27 protein-coding genes and 1 tRNA gene are annotated in these 24,177 nt (G+C 70.6%); 12 read left to right on the top strand and 16 right to left on the bottom strand.

Features of this window, described 5'->3' with window-relative positions; all coding sequences use genetic code 11:
• Positions 1-31: 31 nt before the first annotated feature.
• On the bottom strand, positions 32-700 hold the full coding sequence (locus ABZ896_RS02530; protein ID WP_360920669.1) for a glycoside hydrolase family 11 protein: 669 nt from the start codon (positions 698-700) through the stop codon (positions 32-34).
• 235 nt (positions 701-935) lie between these two features.
• On the opposite strand from ABZ896_RS02530, the gene ABZ896_RS02525 reads away from it, so the two are divergent.
• The 3 genes from ABZ896_RS02525 to ABZ896_RS02515 are packed head-to-tail and all read left to right on the top strand — an operon-like array spanning position 936 to position 2,088.
• On the top strand, positions 936-1,553 hold the full coding sequence (locus tag ABZ896_RS02525) for a glycosyltransferase family 2 protein (RefSeq protein ID WP_360920666.1): 618 nt from the start codon (positions 936-938) through the stop codon (positions 1,551-1,553).
• A complete protein-coding gene (locus ABZ896_RS02520; protein ID WP_360920664.1) occupies positions 1,496-1,939 on the top strand; it encodes a hypothetical protein in 444 nt (147 codons plus the stop codon). Before ABZ896_RS02525 ends, ABZ896_RS02520 begins: the two co-directional genes overlap by 58 nt.
• Positions 1,936-2,088 carry a hypothetical protein gene (locus ABZ896_RS02515; protein WP_360920661.1) on the top strand — a complete coding sequence of 51 codons (153 nt, stop codon included), beginning with the start codon at positions 1,936-1,938 and terminating at the stop codon, positions 2,086-2,088. The genes ABZ896_RS02520 and ABZ896_RS02515 overlap by 4 nt, the downstream gene beginning before the upstream one ends.
• On the opposite strand, the gene ABZ896_RS02510 is transcribed toward ABZ896_RS02515, so the two are convergent.
• The 7 genes from ABZ896_RS02510 to ABZ896_RS02480 all read right to left on the bottom strand — a co-directional run bounded on the left by ABZ896_RS02510 (position 2,024) and on the right by ABZ896_RS02480 (position 7,900).
• Positions 2,024-2,617: a hypothetical protein gene (locus ABZ896_RS02510; RefSeq protein WP_360920658.1), complete on the bottom strand. Its 594-nt coding sequence runs from the start codon at positions 2,615-2,617 to the stop codon at positions 2,024-2,026. The two genes, ABZ896_RS02515 and ABZ896_RS02510, sit on opposite strands and share 65 nt — an antisense overlap.
• A gap of 39 nt (positions 2,618-2,656) precedes the next feature.
• The gene (locus ABZ896_RS02505) at positions 2,657-3,319 is read right to left on the bottom strand and encodes a hypothetical protein (RefSeq protein WP_360920656.1); all 663 of its coding nucleotides are present in this window, start codon (positions 3,317-3,319) and stop codon (positions 2,657-2,659) included.
• A 28-nt stretch (positions 3,320-3,347) separates the two neighbouring features.
• On the bottom strand, positions 3,348-4,391 hold the full coding sequence (locus ABZ896_RS02500) for an LLM class flavin-dependent oxidoreductase (RefSeq protein ID WP_360920653.1): 1,044 nt from the start codon (positions 4,389-4,391) through the stop codon (positions 3,348-3,350).
• Between the two features lie 113 nt (positions 4,392-4,504).
• Positions 4,505-5,995: an aldehyde dehydrogenase gene (locus ABZ896_RS02495; protein ID WP_360920650.1), complete on the bottom strand. Its 1,491-nt coding sequence runs from the start codon at positions 5,993-5,995 to the stop codon at positions 4,505-4,507.
• Entirely contained in the window at positions 5,988-6,719 is a 732-nt protein-coding gene (locus tag ABZ896_RS02490; RefSeq protein ID WP_360920647.1) for an alpha/beta hydrolase, read from the bottom strand. Before ABZ896_RS02490 ends, ABZ896_RS02495 begins: the two co-directional genes overlap by 8 nt.
• A gap of 6 nt (positions 6,720-6,725) precedes the next feature.
• Positions 6,726-7,277, bottom strand: a complete 552-nt coding sequence (locus ABZ896_RS02485; RefSeq protein WP_360920644.1) for an amino acid synthesis family protein — start codon at positions 7,275-7,277, stop codon at positions 6,726-6,728.
• A complete protein-coding gene (locus ABZ896_RS02480) occupies positions 7,274-7,900 on the bottom strand; it encodes an amino acid synthesis family protein (protein ID WP_360920642.1) in 627 nt (208 codons plus the stop codon). Before ABZ896_RS02480 ends, ABZ896_RS02485 begins: the two co-directional genes overlap by 4 nt.
• Before the next feature lie 161 nt (positions 7,901-8,061).
• On the opposite strand from ABZ896_RS02480, the gene ABZ896_RS02475 reads away from it, so the two are divergent.
• The 3 genes from ABZ896_RS02475 (at position 8,062) to ABZ896_RS02465 (ending at position 9,742) form a co-directional block, all read left to right on the top strand.
• A complete protein-coding gene (locus ABZ896_RS02475; RefSeq protein ID WP_360920639.1) occupies positions 8,062-8,481 on the top strand; it encodes an ester cyclase in 420 nt (139 codons plus the stop codon).
• Positions 8,482-8,507: 26 nt separating this feature from the next.
• Positions 8,508-9,011, top strand: a complete 504-nt coding sequence (locus tag ABZ896_RS02470; protein ID WP_360920637.1) for a flavin reductase family protein — start codon at positions 8,508-8,510, stop codon at positions 9,009-9,011.
• A gap of 80 nt (positions 9,012-9,091) precedes the next feature.
• On the top strand, positions 9,092-9,742 hold the full coding sequence (locus ABZ896_RS02465) for a GntR family transcriptional regulator (RefSeq protein WP_360920634.1): 651 nt from the start codon (positions 9,092-9,094) through the stop codon (positions 9,740-9,742).
• Here the strand turns inward: ABZ896_RS02465 and ABZ896_RS02460 are convergent.
• From ABZ896_RS02460 to ABZ896_RS02450, 3 genes are all read right to left on the bottom strand, one after another.
• Positions 9,739-10,074, bottom strand: a complete 336-nt coding sequence (locus ABZ896_RS02460; RefSeq protein ID WP_360920631.1) for a deoxyxylulose-5-phosphate synthase — start codon at positions 10,072-10,074, stop codon at positions 9,739-9,741. The genes ABZ896_RS02465 and ABZ896_RS02460 overlap by 4 nt on opposite strands.
• Before the next feature lie 103 nt (positions 10,075-10,177).
• Positions 10,178-10,250, bottom strand: a tRNA-Arg gene (locus ABZ896_RS02455).
• 98 nt (positions 10,251-10,348) lie between these two features.
• A complete protein-coding gene (locus ABZ896_RS02450; RefSeq protein ID WP_360920628.1) occupies positions 10,349-11,230 on the bottom strand; it encodes a PhzF family phenazine biosynthesis isomerase in 882 nt (293 codons plus the stop codon).
• Positions 11,231-11,313: 83 nt separating this feature from the next.
• On the opposite strand from ABZ896_RS02450, the gene ABZ896_RS02445 reads away from it, so the two are divergent.
• Entirely contained in the window at positions 11,314-12,213 is a 900-nt protein-coding gene (locus ABZ896_RS02445; RefSeq protein WP_360920625.1) for a LysR family transcriptional regulator, read from the top strand.
• Positions 12,214-12,220: 7 nt separating this feature from the next.
• On the opposite strand, the gene ABZ896_RS02440 is transcribed toward ABZ896_RS02445, so the two are convergent.
• Both ABZ896_RS02440 and ABZ896_RS02435 read right to left on the bottom strand, forming a co-directional pair.
• Entirely contained in the window at positions 12,221-13,858 is a 1,638-nt protein-coding gene (locus ABZ896_RS02440) for a helix-turn-helix domain-containing protein (protein ID WP_360920622.1), read from the bottom strand.
• 139 nt (positions 13,859-13,997) lie between these two features.
• Positions 13,998-15,278: a M6 family metalloprotease domain-containing protein gene (locus ABZ896_RS02435; RefSeq protein WP_360920619.1), complete on the bottom strand. Its 1,281-nt coding sequence runs from the start codon at positions 15,276-15,278 to the stop codon at positions 13,998-14,000.
• Positions 15,279-15,532: 254 nt separating this feature from the next.
• Here ABZ896_RS02435 and ABZ896_RS02430 point away from each other — a divergent pair, with 254 nt between their 5' ends.
• Together ABZ896_RS02430 and ABZ896_RS02425 are read left to right on the top strand one after the other, a co-directional pair.
• Positions 15,533-16,177 (top strand): TetR/AcrR family transcriptional regulator, encoded by a 645-nt coding sequence (locus tag ABZ896_RS02430; RefSeq protein WP_360920616.1) that lies wholly within the window; start codon positions 15,533-15,535, stop codon positions 16,175-16,177.
• Positions 16,178-16,264: 87 nt separating this feature from the next.
• Complete coding sequence (locus ABZ896_RS02425; RefSeq protein ID WP_360920613.1) at positions 16,265-17,803, top strand: MFS transporter; 1,539 nt, start codon at positions 16,265-16,267, stop codon at positions 17,801-17,803.
• Between the two features lie 92 nt (positions 17,804-17,895).
• Here ABZ896_RS02425 and ABZ896_RS02420 read toward each other — a convergent pair whose 3' ends face one another.
• A complete protein-coding gene (locus ABZ896_RS02420; protein WP_360920610.1) occupies positions 17,896-18,405 on the bottom strand; it encodes a MarR family transcriptional regulator in 510 nt (169 codons plus the stop codon).
• A 102-nt stretch (positions 18,406-18,507) separates the two neighbouring features.
• Here ABZ896_RS02420 and ABZ896_RS02415 point away from each other — a divergent pair, with 102 nt between their 5' ends.
• Positions 18,508-19,317 carry a class III extradiol ring-cleavage dioxygenase gene (locus ABZ896_RS02415; RefSeq protein WP_360920607.1) on the top strand — a complete coding sequence of 270 codons (810 nt, stop codon included), beginning with the start codon at positions 18,508-18,510 and terminating at the stop codon, positions 19,315-19,317.
• 16 nt (positions 19,318-19,333) lie between these two features.
• Here ABZ896_RS02415 and ABZ896_RS02410 read toward each other — a convergent pair whose 3' ends face one another.
• Positions 19,334-19,852, bottom strand: coding sequence for an N-acetyltransferase family protein (locus tag ABZ896_RS02410; RefSeq protein WP_360920604.1), 519 nt, complete (start codon positions 19,850-19,852; stop codon positions 19,334-19,336).
• Between the two features lie 170 nt (positions 19,853-20,022).
• Here ABZ896_RS02410 and ABZ896_RS02405 point away from each other — a divergent pair, with 170 nt between their 5' ends.
• On the top strand, positions 20,023-21,018 hold the full coding sequence (locus ABZ896_RS02405) for a sigma-70 family RNA polymerase sigma factor (protein ID WP_360920602.1): 996 nt from the start codon (positions 20,023-20,025) through the stop codon (positions 21,016-21,018).
• 600 nt (positions 21,019-21,618) lie between these two features.
• Here the strand turns inward: ABZ896_RS02405 and ABZ896_RS02400 are convergent.
• A complete protein-coding gene (locus ABZ896_RS02400; RefSeq protein WP_360920719.1) occupies positions 21,619-22,596 on the bottom strand; it encodes a YafY family protein in 978 nt (325 codons plus the stop codon).
• A 62-nt stretch (positions 22,597-22,658) separates the two neighbouring features.
• On the opposite strand from ABZ896_RS02400, the gene ABZ896_RS02395 reads away from it, so the two are divergent.
• Positions 22,659-24,167, top strand: a complete 1,509-nt coding sequence (locus tag ABZ896_RS02395; RefSeq protein ID WP_360920600.1) for an MFS transporter — start codon at positions 22,659-22,661, stop codon at positions 24,165-24,167.
• Positions 24,168-24,177 lie beyond the last annotated feature (10 nt).

Raw genomic sequence — 24,177 nt, 5'->3', positions numbered from 1 at the left:
GCGGACCTGGCTTTCGTGGACGCCAACTCCCTCACCCCACCGTGACGTTGGAGCTGCCGCTGCTCTGGTATCCCTCGGTCGCGAGGATCATGTAGTACTTCAGGGTGCCCTGCGGCATCCCGGCACGGGCCCAGGCGTCGAAGTGGTTGCCGGTCGTGATGCTCCCGCCGGTCCGCTTGGACTGCCGCACGCTCCAGTACTGGTTGAAGGTCTTGGTGCCCTCGACGGACGGGGCGTTGTAGCGGGTGGTCTGGTAGATGTCGTAGGTCCCGCCGTCACTGGTGACCGTGCCCTTGTAGGTGCCGGTCGGACGGTAGGTGCCCCAGTTGTCGACGATGTAGTACTCGACGAGGGGGTTGGACATCCAGCCGTACAGCGCGAGGTAGGCGTTGCCGGAGGGGCTGAAGCTGCCCGAGTACGAGACGGTCCTGCGGGAGCCGGTGCTCCAGCCCTTGCCGCAGACGAAGTTGCCGGTGTTGCTCCACGAAGTGCTGTAGTTCCCGCCGGAGTTCAGCGTCATCGACACCGTTCCCTGGCTGTCCGTCCAGAAGGAGTAGTAGTACCCGTTGTTCGTGCCGGTCTGGTTCGTCGTGACGACGGTGGCCGCCTCGGCGGTACCGGGCAGCGCCAGCGCGGCGCCCGTACCCAGCAGCAGGGCACAGACGCTGCGACGCGTCGGCTGTGCGGGAGCGACGTTCATGCGCGTATTTCCCTCCTCGTTCCGTTGAGCCTGTCCCCGGGAGTGTTGGTCTGCCCCTGACAACAGTCAATGGTTTCGGCGAGAATTTCGAATTATTCGTTCCTCTGACCTGCTCGAAACAATTCGATGAGCGTCACAAATGCTGAAAACGCGCCAAATCCAAAAGATCGCTAACCGAATGTTTCGTAGACTTTCCGAATCACTCGGCGCTCAGTTCTGCCGCACGCTCACGGCCATGTCGGAGCACAGGACCCGCAACGAGGAGGCCGGGGTCCTGCTCGCGCTGGAGTCGCTGGCCGCGCAGACCGTACCGCCCGACCTGATCGTCGTCGTGGTCAACAACTCCACCGACCGCACCGAGGAGTTCGCACGGGGATTCGCCGCTCGGCCCGGTGTCCCGCGGACCGTCGTCTTCGACCTGCCCCACAACCCGCACAAGAAGGCCGGCGCCCTCAACCACGGCATCGACTGGCTCAACCGCGCCCCCGGCGGACTCGCGGCCACCGCGAAGTACCTGCTGGTCATGGACGCGGACACCAGCCTGCACCCCAGCTTCCTGGAGCGGGCCCGCAACGTCATGGCCTCCGACCGCCGCGTCGGCGGCCTCAGCGCGACCTGCCTCGGCCGCACCGGCCTGTGGAAGAACCTCTGGCAGCGCTACCTGCTCGGCATGCAGATCATGGAGTACGGCCGCTACGCCCGCGGCCGCTACCGCTTCGGCATCCACAGCATGTCCGGCGCCGGCTCCTTCTACCGCCCGAGGCCCTGCTGGCCATCCTGCGCTGGCGCGGCGAGGTGTTCTGGGAGGACCACGCCAACCTCGTCGAGGACTACGAGACGACGCTCGCGCTGAAGGAGGCGGGCTGGAAGGTCACGGCGAACCAGCACTGCATCGCCTACACCGACCTCACCGTCGACACCCTGCGCCGCCGCGGCTGGACGAAGCACACCTGGTTCTCCATCACCAGCATGGTGCTCGGCTTCCTCGGCTTCCTCTACACGCTGGCCTGGCTGGCCACCTGGACCGGAGTCATCGCCCACAGCGGCTTCGTCATGGACCCGGCCTGGCTGTGCCTGGTCGCGTTCTGGATCGTCTACGCCGCCTTCCGCACCCGGCACCTCGGCTGGAAGGGCGTCCTGATCGACGTACGCCACCGGCTTCTCCGCCTGGAAGTGACGGCTTCCCGCTTCATCCCACACCGACGCGACGCCCTGTCGCCGAAAGGAAAACGATCGTGAACTACCTCAGCGGCACCGGAACCGGAATCGTCGCCGGAGCCGCCTCGCTGGCGGCCACCGGCACGTCCTCCACCGCCCACCTGATCATCGCGGCAAGCCTGGCCCTGGTCCTCGGCGGCCTCGCCACCTACTCCGCGGCCGGGCACTGACCCGGGCCAGGGTGGCCACGCCGGCGGGGAAGCCGACGAGCGTGCCGACCAGGAGGCCGACGCCCGAGTCGGTCAGGGAGGGGAAGAAGGCGTTCACCGCGGCGGTCACCAGGAGGGCCACCGTGACCAGGACGAGGAAGGCGATGAGGGCGGCCAGGCGGCTGGGCGGGCCCGTGCGGTACACCTCGATGGTGTGGCCGAGCGCGACCGTGGTCATCATGAAGGTGATCAGGGCGGGGTCGGGAAACCATCCGAAGGGCCACCCGATCAGGGCGACGACACCGGCCAGGGCGAGCCCGACCAGCTCCAGGAGGATCGTCTCGGCCACCGCGTCCCAGGGCGAGGCCGGGGGCGGGGTGTCGGGGGTGCCGTCCGCCGCGGCCGCCTCACCGATGGCCTCGCCGTCCGGTTCGTCGGCCGTCCCGCCACCCGGTTCGCTGTTCGGTTTGTCGGCCGCCCCATCGTCCGGTTCGCCGTCCATCCCCTTGGCCGTCCCGCCGCCCGGTTCGCCGTTCGTCTCCTCGGCCACCTCGGCAGCGTAGCCGCCCGTGGCGCGCCGCCGTAGGGGTCAGTCCTCCGGCGGCCGGGACTCGATGAGGCGTTCCGCGATGTCGTCCGCCCAGGCGTGTGCCCAGTGGCGGAGGGCGGTGAGGGCCGGCTCGTCGAGGCCGTACGGGGTGAAGGCCCCGTCGTCGAGCCAGGCCGAGGCGGTCAGGCGGGCGTGGAGGTCGGTCAGGTCGAAGGCGTCACGGCTGTGGCGGCGGCCCCACTCCTCCAGATCGGGGCGGCTCCAGTGCGTGGACGCGGCGTGTACGTCGATCAGGTCGCGGGCGAGACCGCGCTCGGCGAGGTCCCTGACACGGGTGCCGAGGAGGTCCTCCGGGGCGAGCGCCAGGCCGAGTCCGGTCCGCACCGGCGGCCGCCACAGCACCTCCTTGACGATGCCGACCTCGCAGACCTTCCCCGTGGCGCCGGTGACGGCCAGCCGCGCTGCCAGCGGATGTGTCTCCAACACCCTTACCCGCCACCCGCGTTCCTCCAGGCCACCCCAGACCTTCGTGACGACGGCCGCCATCCGCACCGGGTTCTCCGTCGCCACCCGCACGCTCCGGCAGGGGCGTTCCACCAGCCCGAGCGCCCGCGCGGCATGCACACCGGCGAGCACCAGCGGGTAGCCCCCGCCCGCCGCGAGGACGTCGGCCAGCAGACGGCGATGGGGTTCCGGATCCATGAACCGATTGTCGCGCCCGGCCGGGAACCTACTGGAACGCCGGCACGACCTCCTTGACGAACAGCTCCAGCGACCTGCGCTTCTCCTCGTGCGACAACCCCGTGTCGATCCAGAAGCTGTACTCGTCGACGCCCAACTCCTCGTAGGCGCGCAGCCGTTCGATGACCTCGGCCGGAGTGCCGATCATCGCCGTCCGGTGCAGTGCCTCCGGCGCGAACTCGGGGCGGTCGGCGAACTTCGACTCCGGGCTCGGGGCGAGGAAGCCGTTCACGGGCGTGGTCTTGTTGCCGAACCACGCGTCGAAGGTCCGGTAGAACCGGTTGACCGCCTCCGCGGCCGGCCGCCATCCCTCGGGCTGGTCGGGGGAGTGGACGTGGGTGTGCCGCAGCACCATCAGCTCGGGGCGCGCGACCTCCGGGTGGTTGGCCACCGCCGTGTCGAACTTCCGCTTCAGGTCGACGACTTCCTCGTCGCCCTTCATCAGCGGGGTCACCATGACGTTGCAGCCCTGGGCGACGGCGAAGTCGTGCGAGTCGGGGTCGCGGGCCGCGATCCACATCGGCGGAGTGGGCTGCTGCACCGGCTTCGGCACACTGGTCGAGGTCGGGAACTGCCAGATCTCGCCGTCATGGGCGTAGTCGCCCTGCCACAACGCCCGTACGGCGGGCACGAGTTCACGCAGGTGCTTACCACCGTCCCGGGCCGAGAGCCCGCCCGCGAGCCGGTCGAACTCGAACTGGTAGGCCCCGCGGGCGAGTCCGACCTCCATCCGGCCGTTGCTGATCACGTCGAGCAGCGCGCACTCACCGGCCGTGCGGATCGGGTTCCAGAACGGGGCGACGATCGTCCCCGCGCCGAGCCGGATCGTCGAGGTCCGCGCGGCCAGGTAGGACAGGAGCGGGATCGGGCTCGGCGAGATCGTGTACTCCATCGAGTGGTGCTCGCCGATCCACACCGTGCCGAAACCGCCCGCCTCGGCCATCAGCGTCAACTCGGTGAGATTCTCGAAGAGTTCGCAGTGCCCGACCTCCTCGTCCCAGCGCTCCATGTGCACGAACAGCGAAAACCTCATGACTGCGGCTCCTTGCCTGACGCGGTGGCGTCCATCTCGGTGAGGGTGAGGGCCCGGATCTGCTCCGGGGCGCGGCCTTCGGTGAGGGTGATGGCGACCTGTGGCATGTCCGATCAGCTCCGCATCGTGAACGGGTCGGCCACCGGCTCCTCGCTGGTGTTGATCCACACGCTCTTCAGGCGCGTGTACTCCTTGATCGTCTCGGTGCCGTGCTCGACCCCGACCCCGCTGGTCTTGAAGCCCTGCCGAGGGGACATCGGTGACATGGCCCGGTAGGTGTTGACCCAGACCGTCCCGGCGTCGAGCCGCGCCGCCATCCGGTGCGCGCGCGAGAGGCTGGTCGTCCAGACCCCGGCCGCGAGCCCGTACTCGGTGTCGTTGGCCAGCCGTACGACCTCCTCCTCGGAGTCGAACGGCATCACGGCCAGCACCGGCCCGAAGATCTCCTCCCGGACGACCCGCATGCCGTTGTCGACGTCCACGAGGATCGTCGGCTCGTAGAAGTACCCGCCGAGCCCGCCGCCGTCCGTGGGACGTCCGCCGATGAGCACGCGGGCACCTTCCTCGCGCCCGAGATCCACGTACCCCGCCACCTTGTCGCGCTGGTCGGCGAAGGCCAGCGGCCCCAACTCCGTCCGCGCGTCCAGGGGATCGCCGATGCGGATGGTCTTCGCGCGCTCGGCGACCCGCTCCAGGAGTTCGTCGTAGACCGACCGATGGGCGAAGACCCGGCTGCCCGCGATGCAGGTCTGCCCGGCCGCGGCGAAGATGCCGGCCACCACACCCATCGCCGCGTTCGCGAGGTTCGCGTCCTCGAAGACGATGTTCGGTGACTTGCCGCCGAGTTCGAGCGTGGACCCGATGAACCGGCTCGCGGTCGCCGCGGCGATCCGCGCCCCGGTCGCGGTGGACCCGGTGAAGGAGATCTTCGCCAGGTCCCGGTGGTCCACCAGCGCCTGCCCCGCCTCCGCCCCGAACCCGGTGACGACGTTCACCGCACCCGGCGGAAACCCTGCCTCCAGGGCCAGTTCGGCGAGCCGGACGATCGTCGCCGAGGTGTACTCCGACGGCTTGATCACGACCGTGTTGCCCGCGCACAGCGCCGGCGCCAGCTTGCTGCTGGTCAGCGTCAGCGGCGAGTTCCAGGGCGTGATCGCCCCTACGACGCCCAGCGGTTCGCGGGCCGTGTAGTTCAGCACCTGGCGGTCGGAGGTCGGGATGAAGTCGCCGTGGATCTTGTCGGCGAGGCCCGCGTAGTAGTGGTAGTACTCCGGCAGCGTGGCCAGCTGCCCGCGCATCTCACGCAGCAGCTTGCCGTTGTCCAACGTCTCCGTCCTGGCCAGCTCTTCGGCGTTCTCCGCGATCAACTCACCGAGCCTGCGCAGCAGATGACCCCGGCGGGTCTGGCTGAGGTCGCGCCAGCGCGGATCCTCGAAGGCGCTCCGCGCGGCGGCGACGGCCCGGTCGATGTCGGTCGCGTCACCGCGCGCGGCCCGGTAAAGCACCTCGCGGGTGGCCGGGTTGGTGCTCTCGAAGTACGCGCCGGACGCGGGCTCCACATGCTCCCCGCCGATGAAGTGCCGCAAGGTGCCGATCTCAGACATGGGAACACTCTCCGAGGAAGGTCGTGAGGGAGTCGACCAGCGCCCGGGGGCGCTCGACGGGCAGCATGTGCCGCGCCCCGGGCACGACCACCGCCCGGCAGTCGGGCAGCGCGGCGGCGAGCCGGCGGGTCATCGCGGGGGTGGACCCGGGGTCCTCCGAACCCGTAATTGCCAGTGCGGGTACGGCGATTCGCCCCAGGTGCGCTCCCAGTTCCGCGTCCGCCGAGGCGAACACGCGGTAGCAGCCGAGGAAGGACGCGCGGTCGTTGGCGAGCAACGTGGCCTCGGTGCGGGCCACTTGGCCGGCGTCGACGTCCGTGCCGTCGTACCACCGCTTGAGGCTGGCCGTCGTACTCGCCGCGAAGTCGGCCTCCGCGAGGCGCAGTCGTTCGAGGACGGATGTCCGCTCCTCGGCGGTACGCCGGCACACCGAGCTGACCGAGGTCAGCGTCGCCACCAGCGCGGGTCGGTGCAGCGCCAGGTGCTGGGCGACCAGCGCGCCCAGGGAGAATCCGACCAGATGGGAGCCCGCCGGGATCGCGTCGGCCACCCCGTCGGCCAGGTCGGTGAGGATCACCCGCTCGTCCACCGGCGGGCGGCCGCCGTGGCCCGGCAGGTCCGGGGCGATCACCGTGAAGCGGTCGGCCAGGAGCGCGGCGGCCGGCTCCCACATCGTGCGGTCGAGTCCGACACCGTGCAGGAGGACCACGGTCGGCTTGCTCATGGGCACCTACTGTTCGGTCGTGAGCGGGGCCAGGCGCTGCTGGGGGCGTCCCTGCGCGGCGGCGGCGAGCGCGACGACGATCTCGTGCGGGTGCGGGGCGTCGCTGATCCGGACCTCGAAGCTCTGGTGGTGCGAGCGGATCGTGGCGTCGGTGATGTGCTTCAGCGGTATGTCGAAGACGACACCGGCCGGACCGCGCTTCTCGACGGCGGGCAGCAGCGTCGTGGCACTGGCCGCCTTGCGGAAGTGGTCGCCGAACTTGAGGGTGTGGATCAGCGCCGAGCCGTGCTCGATCTCGCCGTCAAGGCCGACGATCGCGGCCTTGCCGTACGCCTCGGCGGGCGCCCCGAGCGCGTCCAGGACCGCGGGGGCCAGCAGCGCGCCGAGGTCGGAGGCGTGCGCCTCGATGCCGGGGGCCAGGTCCTCGACGAAGCCCTGACCGGCCCAGGGGTTGTCGATCACCGCGGCGACGACGGCGACCCGGGCCGGACGGGCCAGCTCCCGGCCGCCCTCGGCGTGGATCTCCTCGACGACGGTCACGATCCTGCGGACGCTCATGGGGAAACAACCTCCAGGGTGTGGGTGGTGACGACGGGGTCGGTCAGCCGGTCCCCGATCCGGGGGTGCGGACGCGGTCCCGTCGAGGCGGCCGCGATGACGACGATCTCGTCCGCGCGCGGCCCGTCGGGGACCCGGGCGCCGACGGTCTGGTAGTGGCTGCGGGTGGCGGCATGGGTCTTGTGCCACAGGGGGACGACCAGGGACTCCCCGGCCTCGGCCCGGGTGTCGGCGAAGCAGATGATGGACTCGCCCTGGAGGAACTCTCTCACCAGGTTGCCGAAGTACGGGGTGTGGATGAGCGCCCCGGCGTGCTCGATCTCGCCCGCGGTGCCGACGATGGCCGCCTTGCCGAACGACTCGATCGCCTCGGCGCCGCCCAGGGACGCGATGAGCCGGTCGGTCAGCAGCTTCGCCAGGACCGGCGCGATCCGCTCCTGCTGCTCGGTCAGATCGGTCGAAGGACCCGAACCCAGCCAGGGATTGCGGATGACGGCGGCGACGCTGGCCCGGTGTGCGGGTCGCGCGGGCGCCTCGCCGGCCTCGGTCAGGACGACGTCGCGGTAGAGCACGAGCTTGCGGAGACCGATGCTCTCGTCAGGGTGTTCCACGCTCTCTTGCATGGCACAGGACGATAGGCATGCGTGCGCGAAGGGGTCAAGGGCTCGGCTCGTACGACACGAGATGATCCCGTATGCCCTGTGAACTGCGAACCCTTGACGGCGCCACGACGGCATGCCTTACTGCCTGTTGTATGCCAGTAGCGGTCGTGGAAGGGGACGAAATGATGGACACCCTCAGGGAACGCATAGCGGCGGTCTGGTCCGAGGCGTGGGGACAGGGCGACGTGAACGCCCTCGACACGCTGCTGAGCCCGGACTACCTGCGCCACGGCACGGACCCGCACCCGCAGACCCTGGACGCCTTCAAGGCGGCGATCGTCTCCACCCGCGCGGCCTTCCCGGACCTGGCCACCGTCATCGACGACATCGTGATCGAGGGCGACCGGGCCGCGATCCGCTGGCACAGCAGCGGTACGCATGTGAACGGCTTCCTCGGGGTCCCGCCGACGAAGCGGCGCGTGGACATCAGCGGCGCGACGTTCGCCCGCGTGGAGGGGGACCTGATCGTGGAGGAGCACGTGACGTGGGACCCCAGGGCGCTGCTCGCGGCGCTCGGGATCATCAGCGTGGGCCAGGACTGACGACGAACCCCAGAAGGAGCAGATGGATGACCGCGCTCGCCCCCACCCCCGACATCGACGTGATGAAGCAGGTGAACCGGCAGTTCGTCACCGGGGTCACGGTCGTGACCGCGATGGACGGAGAGACCCCGAGGGGACTGGCCGTCAACGCGTTCTCGAGCATCTCGCTCGACCCGCCCACGGTGATGGTGTGCGTCCAGCACACCTCCTCCACCCACGACTGCCTCTTCCAGGCGGAGCACCTGGCGATCAACATCCTCTCCACCGACCAGCTCGATGTCGTGGGCCGGTTCGCGAGCAAGTCCGCCGACAAGTTCGCGGACCTGGACTGGGAGAGCGGTCCCTACGGCAGCCCGCTGATCGCCCGCAGCAGAGCGCGCATGGAGGTGCGGATCCGCGAGCGCCTGCGCGCCACCACCCACACGATCTTCATCTGCCGGGTCGTCCACGCGACCGTCACCGACCGGCCGCCCATGGTCTACAGCGCGGGGAAGTTCTTCGACGGCGGGGCGCTCACGTCTCTGGGATGATCCAGGAGGCGGCGGGGCGCCAGGGCGGACGGAGGAACACGCGGGTGAGTCGCGGGACGAGCGAACCGAGGAACGGCTCGATGCAGGCCACGGTGATCGCCGAGATGCGCCGGCGGATCATCAAGGGCGACGTCGAACCCGGGGCCGCGCTCTCGGAGGCCGCCCTGGCGGAGGAGTTCGGGGTGAGCCGCACACCGGTGCGCGAGGCCCTGAAGCAGCTCCAGACCGAGGGCCTCGTCGAGATCCGCCCACGCGTCGGGACGTTCGTGACGATCCCGTCCCGCCGCGAGATCACCGAGCTCTTCGAAATGAAGGAACTCCTGGAGGGCGCGGCCGCCCGTCTCCTCGCCCAGCGCGGCCGGGTCCCGGAGATCGACGAACTCGAACGCAACCTGCGGGAGGCCGACGAGGCGGTACGGCGCGACGACCGCGAGCGCTACGCCGAACTCGTCCTGGAGTTCCACGACCTCCTCCTGACCGGCTCCGACAACAGCAAACTCCAGGCCCACTACCGCGTCCTGATGAACCAGCTCGCCTACGCCCGCCTGGTCAACACCTCCCTCAGCCGCCCGGGCCGCCCCCTCCAGTCCGACCGCGAACACCACCTGGTCCTGCAACTGATCCTGGAGAAGGACGCGGACAGCGCGGAACGCGTCATGCGCGAACACGTAAGAGCCAGCCGCCAGGCCCTCCTGTCAGCCCTGCCCCTCGCCGGCCCCCCGGGCGGCTAGGACAGCTCGCGACGCACCAACGCCCGAGCGAACGGCTCCCCGGTGACCCGGGCGTACGCCATCCGCTCCCGCACCTCCCCAAGCGTGCGCGGCCGATAACCGGGCCCACCGCAACAGCTCTTGTGAAAGCGCACGCCGGCATGCAACAACACGGAAAGCACCCGCCACCCGGCGACATCCCGCCTCTTGGGCGCCGCAAAGGCAGACCCGACATGCACCAACGGCCCAGCACAGCGCGGACAGACCCGCTCGTGGCCGTGATACCCGGGGTACGGCTGCTTGTACGAAACCCGGCAGGGCAGACAGACGTACGAGGTCTTTCCATGAGCCATGCGGCGAGGGTAGGCCCCCGCACGACTGAGTTCGACGGATTAATCACGTCAGAGGCCCTCCCGTCCGCCGGACGGGAGGGCCTCTGCGCAGGTCGTTTCACTGTGCCCCCGGCAGGATTCGAACCTGCGACACCCGCTTTAGGAGAGCGGTGCTCTATCCCCTGAGCTACGAAGGCGAGGATCTGTCGGACAGCGGTGATGGCATCGCCGTACGGCAGTTGTGTGACCGTCCACAGTGTAGCGGCTGGCGAGGTGGGGGCCGGAGGGTCGGTGCTCAGGGGATCGGTACGGCGGCTCCCGATACGTGGACGCGGGTGTCCTCGGGGGTCGCGTCGAGCCGCAGGACGCTGGGGCGGCCCATGTCCTCTCCCTGGCGGATCGTGATGCGCGACGGGTGGGGGACGAGGTCCAGGGCGCGCAGGTAGCCGCCGAACGCCGCGGCCGCCGCCCCCGTCGCCGGGTCCTCCACGACGCCGCCGACCGGGAACGGGTTCCGGGCGTGGAACAGTTCCGGCGACTCGCGCCACACCAGGTGCAGCGTCGTCCAGCCGTGGGCGCGCATCACCTCGGCGAGGCCGTCGAAGTCGTAGTCGAGGTCCGCGAGCCGCTCTCGGGAGGCGGCGGCCAGGATCAGGTGGTCGTTGCCGCCGAACGCCACATGCGGCGGCAGTTCCGGGTCGAGGTCCTCCGGGGCCCAGCCGAGGGCCTTGAGGGCAGCGTTCAGTTCGCTGTCCAGGGCGGTGCGCGACCGCGTCGGCACGCTGGTGAGCGTCGCCGACACCGTGCCGTCGGCGTCCACCCGGGTCGCCACCGGCACCTCGCCCGCCGCGGTGTCGAGGACGATCTCGCCGGGGCCCAGACGTTCGGCGAGGGCAACGGCCAGGGCGACGGTCGCGTGGCCGCAGAAGGCGACCTCGGCGAGCGGGCTGAAGTAGCGGACCCGGAAACGGCGCGAGCCCTCGGCGCCGCCGGTGACGAAGGCCGTCTCGGAGTAGCCGACCTCGGCGGCGACGGCGAGCATCGCCGCCTCGTCGAGCCCGGAGGCGTCGAGCACGACCCCGGCCGGGTTGCCGCCGGCCGGATCGTGGGTGAAGGCGGAGTAGCGCAGGATCTCGGGCCGGTGAAGGGTGTCGGTTCCGCTCGGGTCGCTGGTCATGGCTCCACGCTGCCACCCCGTATCCATCGAGTCCAACGATGGATCTCGATCGGATCCATCGGCATTTCGCATATCCTGCCGACGTGGACACCCGCCTCCTGCACACCTTCACCGCCCTCGCCCGCACGGGCAGCTTCACCGCCACCGCCGCCGAACTGCACCTGGCCCAGTCCACGGTGACCGTGCACATCCGCACCCTGGAGAAGGAGCTCGGCGCCCGCCTCTTCGACCGCCTGCCCACCGGCGCCCTGCTCACCGAGCACGGCAGGGGGCTGCTGGAACGGGCCGAGGACGTCCTCGACGCCGTGGCACGCCTGAAGGCCATGAAGGCCATGAACGCCGACGGCGACGAGGAGGCACGGGGACCGGTGACCATCGGCGCCCCCGAGTCGCTGTGCTCGACCCGCGTGCCGGGCGTGATCGCCGCCCTGCGCACCAGCCACCCGGGCGTGGAGGTCCGTCTGTACGCGGCCGGTACCGCGGAGTGCGTCGAGGGGCTGCGGTCCGGGCGCCTGGACCTCGCGCTGCTGCTGGAGGAGGACGCCGACTTCCCCGACGTGACGACCGAGCCGGTCACCACGGAACCCCTCGCCCTCGTCTGCGCCCCCGGCCACCCGCTCGCCACCCGGGAGGGGACGGTGACCTGGGCGGACCTCGCGGCCGAGAGCTTCTTCCTGCTGGAACAGGGCTGCTCCTACAGCGACCGGCTGGAGCGACGGCTGCTCGCCGTGCCGGACGCCCGACCGCGGCTGACCCGGTTCGGCAGCGTGGACGCGGCGCGCTCCTGCGTCGCCGCCGGGCTGGGGCTGACCCTCCTGCCGCTCACGACGGTGGAGGACCACCTACGGCAGGGACGGCTGGTGAGGGTCGACGGCCCCCGCCTCGCCGACGTCCCGGTGCGCCTGGCCCGCCACCGCAGACGCTGGACGGGCCCCGCCGCCCGCGCGTTCGCCCAGGAGTTCACCCGCCGCTCGACCGACTGAACCGGCGTCAGACCAGCGGGACCTTCGTGAAGCGTGACGCCACCCGGTACTCCTCGGAGACCCGCGTGGCCGTCGTGCGGAGTTCCGGCAGGAGCTGCGCGACGCACTCCTCGGGCGTACGGCCCGCCGCGTGCAGGGAGACACTCAGCGCGGCGACCGTACGGCCCGCGCGGTCCCGGACGGGGACGGCGATCGCCCGTACGCCCTCCTCCCACTCCTCGTCGACCAGGGCGTACCCCTCGGCCGAACCCGAACCCGAACCCGAACCCGCATCCGCACTCGCACCCGGCCCCGCGAAGAGGACGCGGCCCGCCGACGTCGACCCCGCCGGCAGCCGCGTGCCCACCGCGATGTCGACGCCCATGATGCGCGGAGCGACCGCGCAGGCCGTGACCTGGATCTCGGCGGTGGAGCCGGGCGCCGGGACCGCCATCGCCGCCGTCTCCCCGAGCCGCTTCGACAGGTCCGCCAGGTGCGGGGCCGCGATGCGGGGGAGGGACGTGCGGGCCAGCGGCGGGAAGCCGAGGGAGAGGATCCGCGGGGTCAGGGCGAAGAAGCGGCCCTCCGTCTGCGCCACCAGACCCAGGTACTCGTACGTGATCAGCGCCCGCCGCGCCGTCGCGCGGGCCAGGCCCGTCGCCCGGGCCACGTCCGTCAGGGTCAGCGCGGAGCGGCCCTCGCCGAACGCGGTCAGGACCGTCAGCCCGCGCGCGAGGGACTCCACGAAGTCCCGGCCCAGTTCGTTCTTCGACGCGCCGGTCCACGCGGCCAGCCCCGAAGGGGCCGCGCCCGGTACCGGATCCGGTGCGGAGGCCAGCGCCCGCTCCATCTCGGCCACCGTCGCCCGCAGCCGCGGCAGCAGCGTCGTCCGCAGCTCCGTCGCCGTGTGCCGGCTGGTGTGACTGACGACGCTCGCCACACAGGCGATCCGAGCACCCCCCGGCTCCCGCAGAGCACCCCCCGGCTCCCGCACCGGCACCGACACCGCCACCAGCCCCGGCTCGATCAACTGGTCGTCCAGCGCCCAGCCGTCCGCCCCCGCCCGCGCCGCCGCCTTCTCGAACTCCCCCTCAGGGAAAGGCAGTTCGCGAGGCGGTACGGTCATGAAGTCCCGGTTCTGCGGATCCGCCGCCCGGCGTTCGCGCCACGCCCGCCACTGCTCCGGAGTCCACTCGGAGGCGAACAGCGGCCCGGGAGCCGTGCGTTCGGCCGGGAGCAGGTCGCCGATGCGGAAGCTCAGGGACATCGCGCGGCGCCGGGTGGCCTGGTGGATGAAGCGGATGCCGTCGCGGTCGGCGACCGCCAGCGACACCGACTCGTCCAGCTCGTCGGCGAGGGCGTCGGCGCGCGCGGCGAGCAGATCGGGCAGGCGCAGGGCGGACAGATACGCGTTGCCCAGCTCCATCAGCCGGGGGGTGAGCACCGCGTCCCGGCCGTCGAGACGGACGTACCCCATACGGGAGAGCGTGGAGGTGATCCGGTCGACCGTGGAGCGCGCGAGCCCGGTCGCCCGCTCCAGCCCGCTCGGGCTCAGCGTGCCGCCCGCCGCGGTCAGTTCCCGCAGCACCCTGACGCCCCGGATCAACGGCTCCACCGCCTCGGGCGGCACGGGTGGGTCCTCGGGCGGGGTGGTCTCGGCGGGCATCGTTTCTCCGGTACGGCGATCGCGGCACGCCAACGGTAGTCGTCCCGGCGGGAACCCCGTACCGCCTCCGTCCCGGCGGGAACCCCGTACCGCCTCCGTCCCGGCGGGAACCCCGTACCGACTCCGTCCCGGACGCTCCCTACCTCCGCGTCACCGACACCCGGTAGTCCCCCTCCGCGTCCGCCCCCACCACCTGCACCCGGACCCCCCTCACCGGATCCCGGAACTCCTCCCCGGCGGTGAACGGCGCGTCCGAGAGCTCCGCGTGGACGTTGGGACTGCGCGTGCAACCGCCGCTGTTGCGCCGGGAGTCGTAGACCCGGACCGGTCCGCGGCCGGTGTCGACGTTCGCGTCGACCTTGTAGACGAGCACCCCGGGACGGCACACCGCCTCGTCGTTGCCCTCGCGGGTGCGCAGTTCGACGGCGTAGCCGCTGCGCCGTCCGATCGGCACGAAGAGCAGCTTGGTGCCGAGGCCCGCGCGGGCCAGCGGGGTCAGGGTGTACTCCGAAGTCCCCGCCGCCGTCACGCAGTTCACCTGCGTCGCGTCCAGCCAGCCCAGCTTCCACTTGTGCCAGCCGAGGAGGTCGTTGTCGGCCCCCCAGTCCTCGCTCATGATGTCCCAGTGGCCGACCGCGCCCCCGCCCTCGGCGGTGTACAGGTCGGGAAGGCCGAAGACATGGCCGTTCTCGTGGGGGAGGACCCGGTAGCCGGTCTGCGCGAAGGAGCCGGAGCCGTCGTCCTGACGGGAGTAGACGAAGGAGGCGTTGGCGACCGGGACACCGTCGGCGGTCGGCGCGTCCTGGTTGCCCGCGAAGGTCACCGACAGGACCGTGTCGAGGGCGGAGGGACCCGCGTTCGGGGTCACCAGCACGTTCAGGAAGTCGTACGACCGGAAGTCGACCTGCGGATCGGCGGCGGCCACGATGTCCTGGACCAGCCGGCGGTAGCCGGGGTCGAAGGGGGCGCCGCGCTCTATGCCGTAGGCCCGGAACGGCTTCGGCATCCGCAGCCAGTCGGTGACCGGCGCCTCGGGGCGGTAGTCGAGGCGGCCGTAGGAGCTGGTGCGGAACCACTCCTGGGTCTGCGGGAAGAACTCGCGGAACCGGTCCAGCGCGCTGCCGGAACCCGGTGCGTCGGAGAAGTCGACCATCAGGGTCAGCGCGCGGACCGTGCCGGTGGAGCGGGAGTAGCCGTGCGGGGTGGGCACGCCCTCGGACATCTGGACGGCGGGACCCCCGTTGATCAGACAGGGACCGTGGGCGGCGGTGCGGGCCAGGGCGACGGAACCGGCGGCGGTCGCGGGGTCCGTGGGCCGGTGCCCGGTACCGGCCGCGGTGCCGACCGCGAGGGTCAGCGCGGTGACCGAGGCGAGCGCGGCGACTCTGCGCGGGCGTATGCGACGGCTGGTCCACGGCATGCGGGGCACCCTTCGGAGCACGGCAGCCGCTGGTGGGAAGGCTGCGCCTTTTCGATCACCCTCTGCCGGGGGAGGGGCGGGCGCGCGCTGGAGGAGACCGAACGTGGGTACCCATGAGCCTGTGACCCAGGTCACAACATAATTTCTCCTCAACCCGAAATAACCGGGGAGCGTCTCCCCGTTTAGACCTGTGTCCGAGCGAAACGGGGAGTGGATCCCCGGATCGTCACAACCAGCCCCGAGGGGAGCACGCCGTGACCGCCACGACGACCGCGCAGCGCAAGGTGCCCCGGCCCCGAGCCGACGCCCTGCGCAACCGCGAGCGGATCGTCACCGCCGCCCGCGAGATGTTCACCGAGTTCGGCTGCGACGTGCCGCTCGACGACATCGCCCGCCGGGCCGGCGTCGGCAACGCCACGGTGTACCGCAACTTCCCCGACCGCGACGCGCTGGTCCGCGAGGTCGTCTGCTCCGTCATGGACCGGACGTCCGAGGCGGCCGAACTCGCGCTCGCCGAGACGGGTGACGCCTTCGGCGCGCTGGAGCGCTTCGTGCACGCCTCCGCCGACGAGCGCATCACCGCTCTGTGCCCGATGGTCCAGAGCACCTTCGACCAGTACCACCCCGACCTGGAGGCGTCCCGCGAACGGATCGAGCAGCTCGTCGAGCAGCTCATGGACCGGGCAAGGGCGGCCGGTCAGCTCCGTGTCGACGTGAGTGTCGGTGACCTGATGGTCGCCGTGGCCCAGCTGTCCCGGCCCCCGGCCGGCACCGGCTGCCTCACCCTCGACGGGTTCGTACACCGCACTCTTCAGCTGTTCCTGGACGGACTGCGGGCCCCGGCCCGCTCCGAGCTTCCGGGCACGGCCGTGACGATGGAGGGCCTCCGCCAGTCCTGACCGATTAGTTCAGAGCAGCTCAGCAGTCACCAGTAGCAGCGTTTTCGTTCCCTTTTTCCGAACCGAAGTCCCGAAGTGGGTACCCCCATGTCTGAAACAGCCGCGAAGGCTCCCGGCGCACCGGCCGTGTCCGGTGACGCCAACCGCTGGAAAGCGCTCGTCTTCATCGCGCTCGCCCAGCTGATGGTCGTCCTCGACGCGACCATCGTGAACATCGCCCTGCCCTCCGCCCAGACCGACCTCGGCATCTCCGACGGCAACCGGCAGTGGGTCGTCACGGCCTACGCCCTCGCCTTCGGCGGACTCCTGCTCTTCGGCGGCCGCATAGCCGACCTGTGGGGCCGCAAAAACGCCTTCGTCGTGGGCCTGATCGGCTTCGCCGGCGCCTCCGCGCTCGGTGGCGCCGCCACCAACGAGGCCATGATGTTCGGCGCCCGCGCCCTCCAGGGCGTCTTCGGCGCCCTGCTCGCGCCCGCCGCGCTCTCCCTGCTCGCCGTGATGTTCACGGACGCCAAGGAGCGGGCCAAGGCGTTCGGCATCTACGGCGCCATCGCCGGTGGCGGCGGTGCCGTCGGCTTCATCCTCGGCGGTGTGCTGACCGAGTACATGGACTGGCGCTGGACCTTCTTCGTGAACATCCCGTTCGCGATCGTCGCCGCGCTCGGCGCGTACTTCGTCATCCGTGAGCCGGAGGGCGGCCGCAACCGCAACCCGCTCGACATCCCCGGCGTCCTGCTGTCCACCCTGGGCCTGGTCGCGCTGGTCTACGGCTTCACCCGCGCCGAGTCCGACGGCTGGGGCGACTCCGTGACCGTCGGCATGTTCGTCGCGTCGGCCGTCCTGCTGATCGCCTTCGTCGTCACCGAGGCGAAGGTCAAGGCCCCGCTGCTGCCGCTGCGCGTGGTCACCGACCGCAACCGCGGCGGTATCTACCTCTCGCTCGGTATCGCGATCATCGCGATGTTCGGCACCTTCCTGTTCCTCACCTACTACCTGCAGATCGTGAAGGGCTACACGCCGATCAAGACCGGCTTCGCCTTCATGCCGATGATCGTCGGCATGATGGTCGGCTCGACCCAGATCGGCACCCGTCTGATGACCCGCCTGCCGGCCCGTCTGCTGATGGGCCCCGGCTTCCTGGTCGCCGCGGTCGGCATGCTGCTGATGACGCAGCTGGAGATCGGCTCGTCGTACGCCTCGACGATCCTGCCCGCGATGCTGCTGCTCGGCCTCGGCATGGGTACGGCCTTCATGCCGGCCATGTCGCTGGCCACCCTGGGCGTCGAGCCGCGTGACGCGGGTGTCGCCTCCGCGATGGTCAACACCTCGCAGCAGGTGGGCGGCGCGATCGGTACGGCCCTGCTGAACACGATCGCCGCGTCGGCCACGACCTCGTACATCAAGGACCACATCGGCTCCGCGGCCTCCGAGTCCCAGCAGCAACTGGTGGCCCTGGAGGGCCAGGTGCACGGCTACACCAACGCGATCTGGTTCGCCGTCGGCATGCTGGTGCTGGCCGCCGCGATCGTCGTGACCCTGGTCAACGCCGGCCGTCCGGACGGCACCACCGTGGCCTCCGGCGAGGGCGCCGAGGAGGAGCTGCCGGTCCCGGTCGTCGCCCACTGACTGGCGGCCGTCCGGTCGTACCCCTTCGGACCTGTCGTGCGTACGGGGATGGGGACGCTCCGCACGCACGACCACCAAGGACCTGCCCTGGCTCAGCGGAGCCAGGGCAGATCCGCACCCGCTTCGTTGGGCTGGAGTCCCTCGGCGACGATCTGCATGATCTCGCCGAGGGACTTCTGCTGTTCCGGGGTGAGCCGGTCGAAGACCGCGTTGCGCACGGCGGCCACATGGCCCGGCGCGGCGCGTTCCAGCACCTGAAGGCCCTGCTCGGTGAGGACCGCGAACTGGCCCCGCTTGTCGGAGGGGCAGTCCTCCCGGCGCACCCAGCCGTTGCGCTCCAGCCGCGCGATCGCGTGCGAGAGCCGGGAACGGGTGATCTTGGCGTGCATGGCCAGCTCGGTCATGCGCAGCCGGTGCCGCGGCGCCGCGGAGAGCTTGACGAGAAGGCCGTAGTAGACGTGCGGCATGCCGGCGTCACGCTGGAGCTGACGGTCCAGATGGTCGTCGAGAAGGGTCGTGGCATGCAGATAGGAGCGCCAGACGAGCTGTTCCTCGTCGGTCAGCCACCGGGGCTCTTCTGCGGGGACGGATGCCGTGTTCATGTATCCCACTCTACGAGCTCTCTCCTTGAAGCTTAAACAAATGAGGCGTACAGTCATACGAGTAGAAGCTTTAAATTTGAAGCATTCGGAGGAATCGCCGCCATGTCCGCCTTGTCCCTCGACACAGCCGACACGCGGGAGCGCATGCCCGCTCTCTATCTGAGCCACGGCGCCCCGCCGCTCGCCGACGACCCGATCTGGCCCGGCGAACTCGCCGCCTGGTCCGCGAACCTCCCCCGCCCCAAGGCGATCCTCATGGTCTCCGCCCACTGGGAGGAGGCCCCCCTCGCCCTCGGCGCGGTGGACCCCGTCCCGCTCGTCTACGACTTCTGGGGCTTCCCCGAGCACTACTACCGCGTGACGTACGACGCCCCCGGCGCCCCCGAACTCGCCGAGTCCGTCCGCAAGCTGCTGCGCGCCCCCGGTACGCCCGTGCAGGACATCCCGGACCGCGGCCTGGACCACGGCGCCTACGTCCCCCTCGTGGAGATGTTCCCCGAGGCCGACATTCCCGTCCTGCAGATCTCCATGCCGACCCTCGACCCGGTCCGGCTCATGGAGATCGGCCGCAAGCTCGCGCCGCTGCGCGACGAGGGCGTCCTGATCGTCGGCTCCGGCTTCTTCACCCACAACCTCGCCGCCCTGCGGCACACCGGCTCGGGCGTGCCGACCTGGTCCTCGGAGTTCGACGACTGGGGCCGCAAGGCGCTGGAGGCGCGGGACGTGGACTCCCTGCTGGACTTCCTGAACAAGGCCCCGGCCGGCCGCTACGCCCACCCGCGCACCGAGCACTTCGCACCCCTGTTCGTCACCATGGGCGCCGCGGACGTGTCCGGCGAGCTGGACGCGCAGCGGTCGGTGATCGACGGGTTCTGGATGGGGATGGCGAAGCGGTCGGTGCAGTTCGGCTGAGCCGCTTCGCGGTGCTCTACAGCTCCTTCTCGTACCAGGCGACGTCCCAGTAGCGGCCGAACTTGCGGCCCACTTCCCGGTATGTGCCGACGTAGCGGAAACCGAAGCGTTCATGCAGCCGCGTGGACGCTTCGTTGGGCTGGGCGATGCCCGCGTAGGCGCGGTGCACGTCCTCGGTCGCCAGCGCCTCGAAGAGGTTTTTGTAGAGAAGTGTGCCGATCCCGCGACGGCCCGCATGAGGGGCGAGATAGACGGTCACCTCCACGGAGGTGTCGTAGGCCCGCTTGGCACGGAAGGGGCTGGATGTGACATACCCCAGAATCTCCTGTGTGTCCGTGTCTGTGGCAACCATCAGGCGGTGCGGTCCGTCTTCAGGGTGGGAGAGCAGCCAAGGGCGGCGCTCCTCGGAAGTGAAGACCGCGGTGTCGAATGTGATGGACGTCTCACGTACGTAGTGGTTGTAGAGGGCGGTGAGGGCTTCGAGGTCCGCCTCGACTCCCGGCCTGACCAGCACCTCTGTACGTTCCGACGGCATCACGCCTCCTCATGTGGCCGGACAGGGTACTGCAAGATCAGAAAATTCGGGGGGCCGGTTGGGAATTCTGTCCGGATTCCAGTCGTTGTTTCCATCAGATGCAGGGCACCCGAGAAAAGTGCTGAGGATCTAAGGACCACCTGCCAGCCCACCATTGCAAGGGAGCACGCATGGCAACCCGTGCCGTCGCCCGTCGTCAGTCCGCCACCGGCCGGACCGACGCGGCTCGCAGTGTTCGCGCCCATGGCGGCGAGATCGCCGACCGCGACCTGGTCGGCATGTACCTCGACGAGATAGCGCGCACACCGCTGCTGGACGCCGCCAAGGAAGTGGAGCTGTCCCAGATCATCGAGGCGGGTGTGTTCGCTCGGCAGGTCCTCGACGGATACGAGGAGGCCAAGGCGGACGCGTCCCGCGAGGAGCTGCAGGCCCTCGTCGACGAGAGCGAGCGCGCCAAGGACGTCTTCATCCGTTCCAACCTGCGTCTCGTCGTCGCCGTCGCCCGTCGCTACCCGCGCAGCGGACTGCCCCTCCTCGACCTCATCCAGGAGGGCAACGCCGGCCTGGTCCGCGCGGTCGAGAAGTTCGACTACCGCAAGGGCTTCAAGTTCTCCACGTACGCGACCTGGTGGATCCGCCAGGCCATCACCCGCTCGATCGCCGACCAGTCCCGCACCATCCGCCTCCCCGTCCACCTGGTCGAGGAGCTGGGCCGCATCCGCCGCGTCCAGCGCGAGTTCAACCGCGAGCACGGCCGCGACCCCGAGCCCGCGGAGATCGCCGCCGAGCTCGGCTCCAACGCGGACCGCGTGGTCGACGTCCTCGACTGGGCCCGCGACCCGGTCTCGCTGAACATGTCGGTGGACGACGAGGGCGAGACCCAGTTCGGCGACCTCCTGGAGGACACCTCGGCGGTGTCGCCGGAGCAGTCGGTGCTGACGCTGCTGCGCAGCGAGGAGCTGGACGACCTGATCGGCCGCCTCGACCAGCGCACGGCCTCCATCATCAAGATGCGGTACGGCATCGAGGACGGCCGCGAGCGCACGCTCACCGAGGTCGGCAAGGAGCACGGCCTCACCCGCGAGCGCATCCGCCAGATCGAGAAGCACGCCCTCCTCGAACTGAAGAAGCTGGCCCGCCAGACCGGGTTCGACGCGGCGGCGTAGGGCCTGTGTTTCGGATCAGGTCGGCCTGGAGACACAGCGCTTCCTGGCCGAGCCGAGCGGGGTCTGGTGCGTGCAGCTGCAAGGCGGAGGAGGGAGTCGACGCGGAGCGTCGGCGACCGACGACAACGCGGCTGGGGGTCCCCCCACGCCTTTGAGGCAGTGGGGGAGTGCGTGCCAGACCCCGCGACGCCGAGCTGATCCGAAACACAGGCCCTGGGCGCCGTGGGGGGCGGGCCCGCGTACGCCGGGTGGCTCAAGACAGCGCAAACATGGCGTGGTCATGCTGCATCAAGTGCCGGGTGACCGGGCACAAGACGTTCAGACCACCCCGCATGACCAAGTCCCGACGCTATCCCCCCCGGCGCCGGGACCTCCCCCGAGCCGGACTCCGGCGCCCCTCCCCCCGGGCGCCGGAGCCCGGCTCTCTTCTTGGGCAAAGAACAACAGGGCACCCCGTACCTGAACCACGGGGTGCCCTGCCGAAGGGGCGATTCTGTCACAAGGGAGGGGCGTGTCATCTGGGCCAGGGGGACTGCACCCACCCAGGGGCGCGGGGAACTGCGCGACCAGCCACGACGACGCCGCACCCGCCCCACAACCTCACCCGCCACCCCCTCCCGCGGCCCTCACCATCCGCCCACCCAACTCCCGTACCGCTTCCACCAGTTCCTCGGGCCCCTCCACCCTGAACTCCACCCCCGTAAGAGCCAACCGCACCGCCATCCACTCCACCGCATCCCCCACAGTCGCCCGGAGCCGACACGCCCCCTCCCCGAAGGGAACCGGCACTCCCACCCACCCCGGCACCTTCGCCGCCACCACCTCCACCGGCGCCGAGAACGTCACATCCATCTCGTACGACACCTCCCGCCGCCCGTACATCGACTGCCGCAGATACTCCGCCGCACTCCCCGTCGGCAACTCCCGCGCAGCGAACCGCGCCCCGGTGGCGAACGGCTCGCTCACCCGGTCCACCCGGAACGTCCGCCAGTCGGCCCGATCGAGGTCGTACGCCACGAGGTACCAGCGCCGCCCCGTCGACACCAGCCGGTACGGCTCGACGACCCGCCGCGACGCCACCCCGTCCTTCGCCCGGTAGGCGAACCGCAGCCGCTCCCGCCCCGCGACCGTGGACGCCATCACCGTCAGCGTCTCGGGCGCGATGCTCGCCCCGTCCCCACTGGTCAGCGGAGTCGTCGCGGCCTGGAGCGTGGACACCCGGTGCCGTAGCCGAGACGGCAGCACCTGTTCCAGCTTCGCCAGCGCCCGTACGGACGCCTCGTCCACCCCCTCCACCGCGTGCCCCGCGCCCGCCCGCAGCCCCACCGCGATCGCCACCGCCTCCTCGTCGTCGAGGACGAGCGGCGGCATCGCCTTGCCCGCGACGAGCCGGTACCCCCCGTCGGCGCCCATGGTCGCCTGCACGGGATAGCCCAGCTCGCGCAGCCGGTCGATGTCCCGCCGCACGGTCCGGCGGGAGACCCCGAGCCGTTCGGCGAGCTCGCCGCCGGGCCATTCGCGGGGCGTCTGGAGGAGGGAGAGGAGCGTCAGGAGCCGTGCCGGGGTGTCCGTCGTCATGGGTTCGAGGATGCCGTAGAAGTAGGACACGATCTGTCCTACAGGGGTCGTAGCTTCGGGGCATGACCTCAACCGAGACCCTTCCTGCACCCGGGGACCGCCGTCGCTGGTTCGCCCTCGCCATCGTGATGACCGCGGCCTTCATGGACCTCGTCGACGTGACGATCGTCAACATCGCGATCCCGTCGATCCGCGCGGAGGCCGGCGCCTCGGTCAGCCAGATCCAGTGGATCACCGCAGGTTACGCCCTCGCCTTCGCCGCCGGCCTGATCACCGGCGGGCGGCTCGGCGACATCCACGGCCGCAAGCGGCTCTTCCTGGTCGGCATCGGCGGCTTCACCCTCGCCTCCGCGCTGTGCGGCTTCGCCGCGAACCCGGAGATGCTGGTCGCGGCCCGGATTCTCCAGGGCGCCATGGCGGCGCTGATGGTCCCGCAGGTCCTGTCGATCGTGCACGCGACCTTCCCGGCGCACGAACGCGGCAAGGTGTTCGGCCTGTTCGGCGCGATCGTCGGACTGGGCGCGGTCTCCGGCCCGCTGCTGGGCGCGCTGCTGACGGAGTGGAACCTCTTCGGCCTGGAATGGCGGCCGATCTTCCTGATCAACCTGCCGGTCGGCATCGCGGGTCTGATCCTCGGCAACCGTTTCATCAGCGAGTCGAAGGCCCCCCGCGCGCTGAAGCTGGACCTGGTCGGGGTCGCCCTGGTCGTCGTCGGACTGCTGATGCTGCTCTACCCGCTGACCCGCGGCGAGGAGCTGGACTGGCCGCTGTGGGGGTACGTGTCGATGGCCGGCGCGCCGGTCGTCTTCGCCGCGCTGGTGGCGTACGAGAAGCGCAAGGCCGCGCGGGACGGTTCGCCGCTGGTCGAACTCTCCCTGTTCAAGGTGAAGAGCTTCGCGGCCGGGATCGCGGTGCAGACCGTGTTCGGGATCGGGCTCGGTATCTTCTTCCTGGTCTGGACGCTGTACATGCAGACCGGCCTGGGCTGGAGCCCGCTGCGGGCGGGCCTGACGGGCGTGCCGTTCTCGCTCGCGGTCTCCACGGCGGCGGGCCTGTCGGTCCAGCAGCTCGTTCCGCGCTTCGGGCGCAAGGTGCTCCAGGCGGGCGCGCTGCTGATGGCGGCCGGTGTCCTGCTCTACCTCTGGGAGGCCGAGCACTACGGCATGGGGATCTCCTCCTGGCAGATGGCGCTGCCGCTGGTCGTGATGGGCGTGGGCATGGGCCTGATCGTCGCCCCGCTCACGGACGCGGTCCTCTCCGAGGTCCCGCGCGAGCACGCCGGCTCGGCCTCCGGCCTCATCAACACGGTCCAGCAGATGGGCAACGCGCTCGGCCTCGGCCTGGTCTCGGTGGTCTTCTTCGGCACCCTCCCCGACCGTCTGACACCCGCCCAGATCGGCCCGTCCTTCGTGAACGCCTTCCAGCACGCGCTGGGCTATGTCGCGGCGATCATGGCCGCCATCTTCCTGCTGATGTTCGCGCTGCCGGGGCGGGGCGCGGGCATGGAGGGGGAGCCGGTCGACGCGGACAGCGTCGCCGACGCGGACGAGGAGAAGATCCTCACCCACTGAACCCCTCCTC

The sequence above is a fragment of the Streptomyces sp. NPDC047072 genome (assembly GCF_040643855.1).
GTDB lineage: Bacteria > Actinomycetota > Actinomycetes > Streptomycetales > Streptomycetaceae > Streptomyces.
This window is presented reverse-complemented; position numbering and strand designations above follow the sequence as displayed.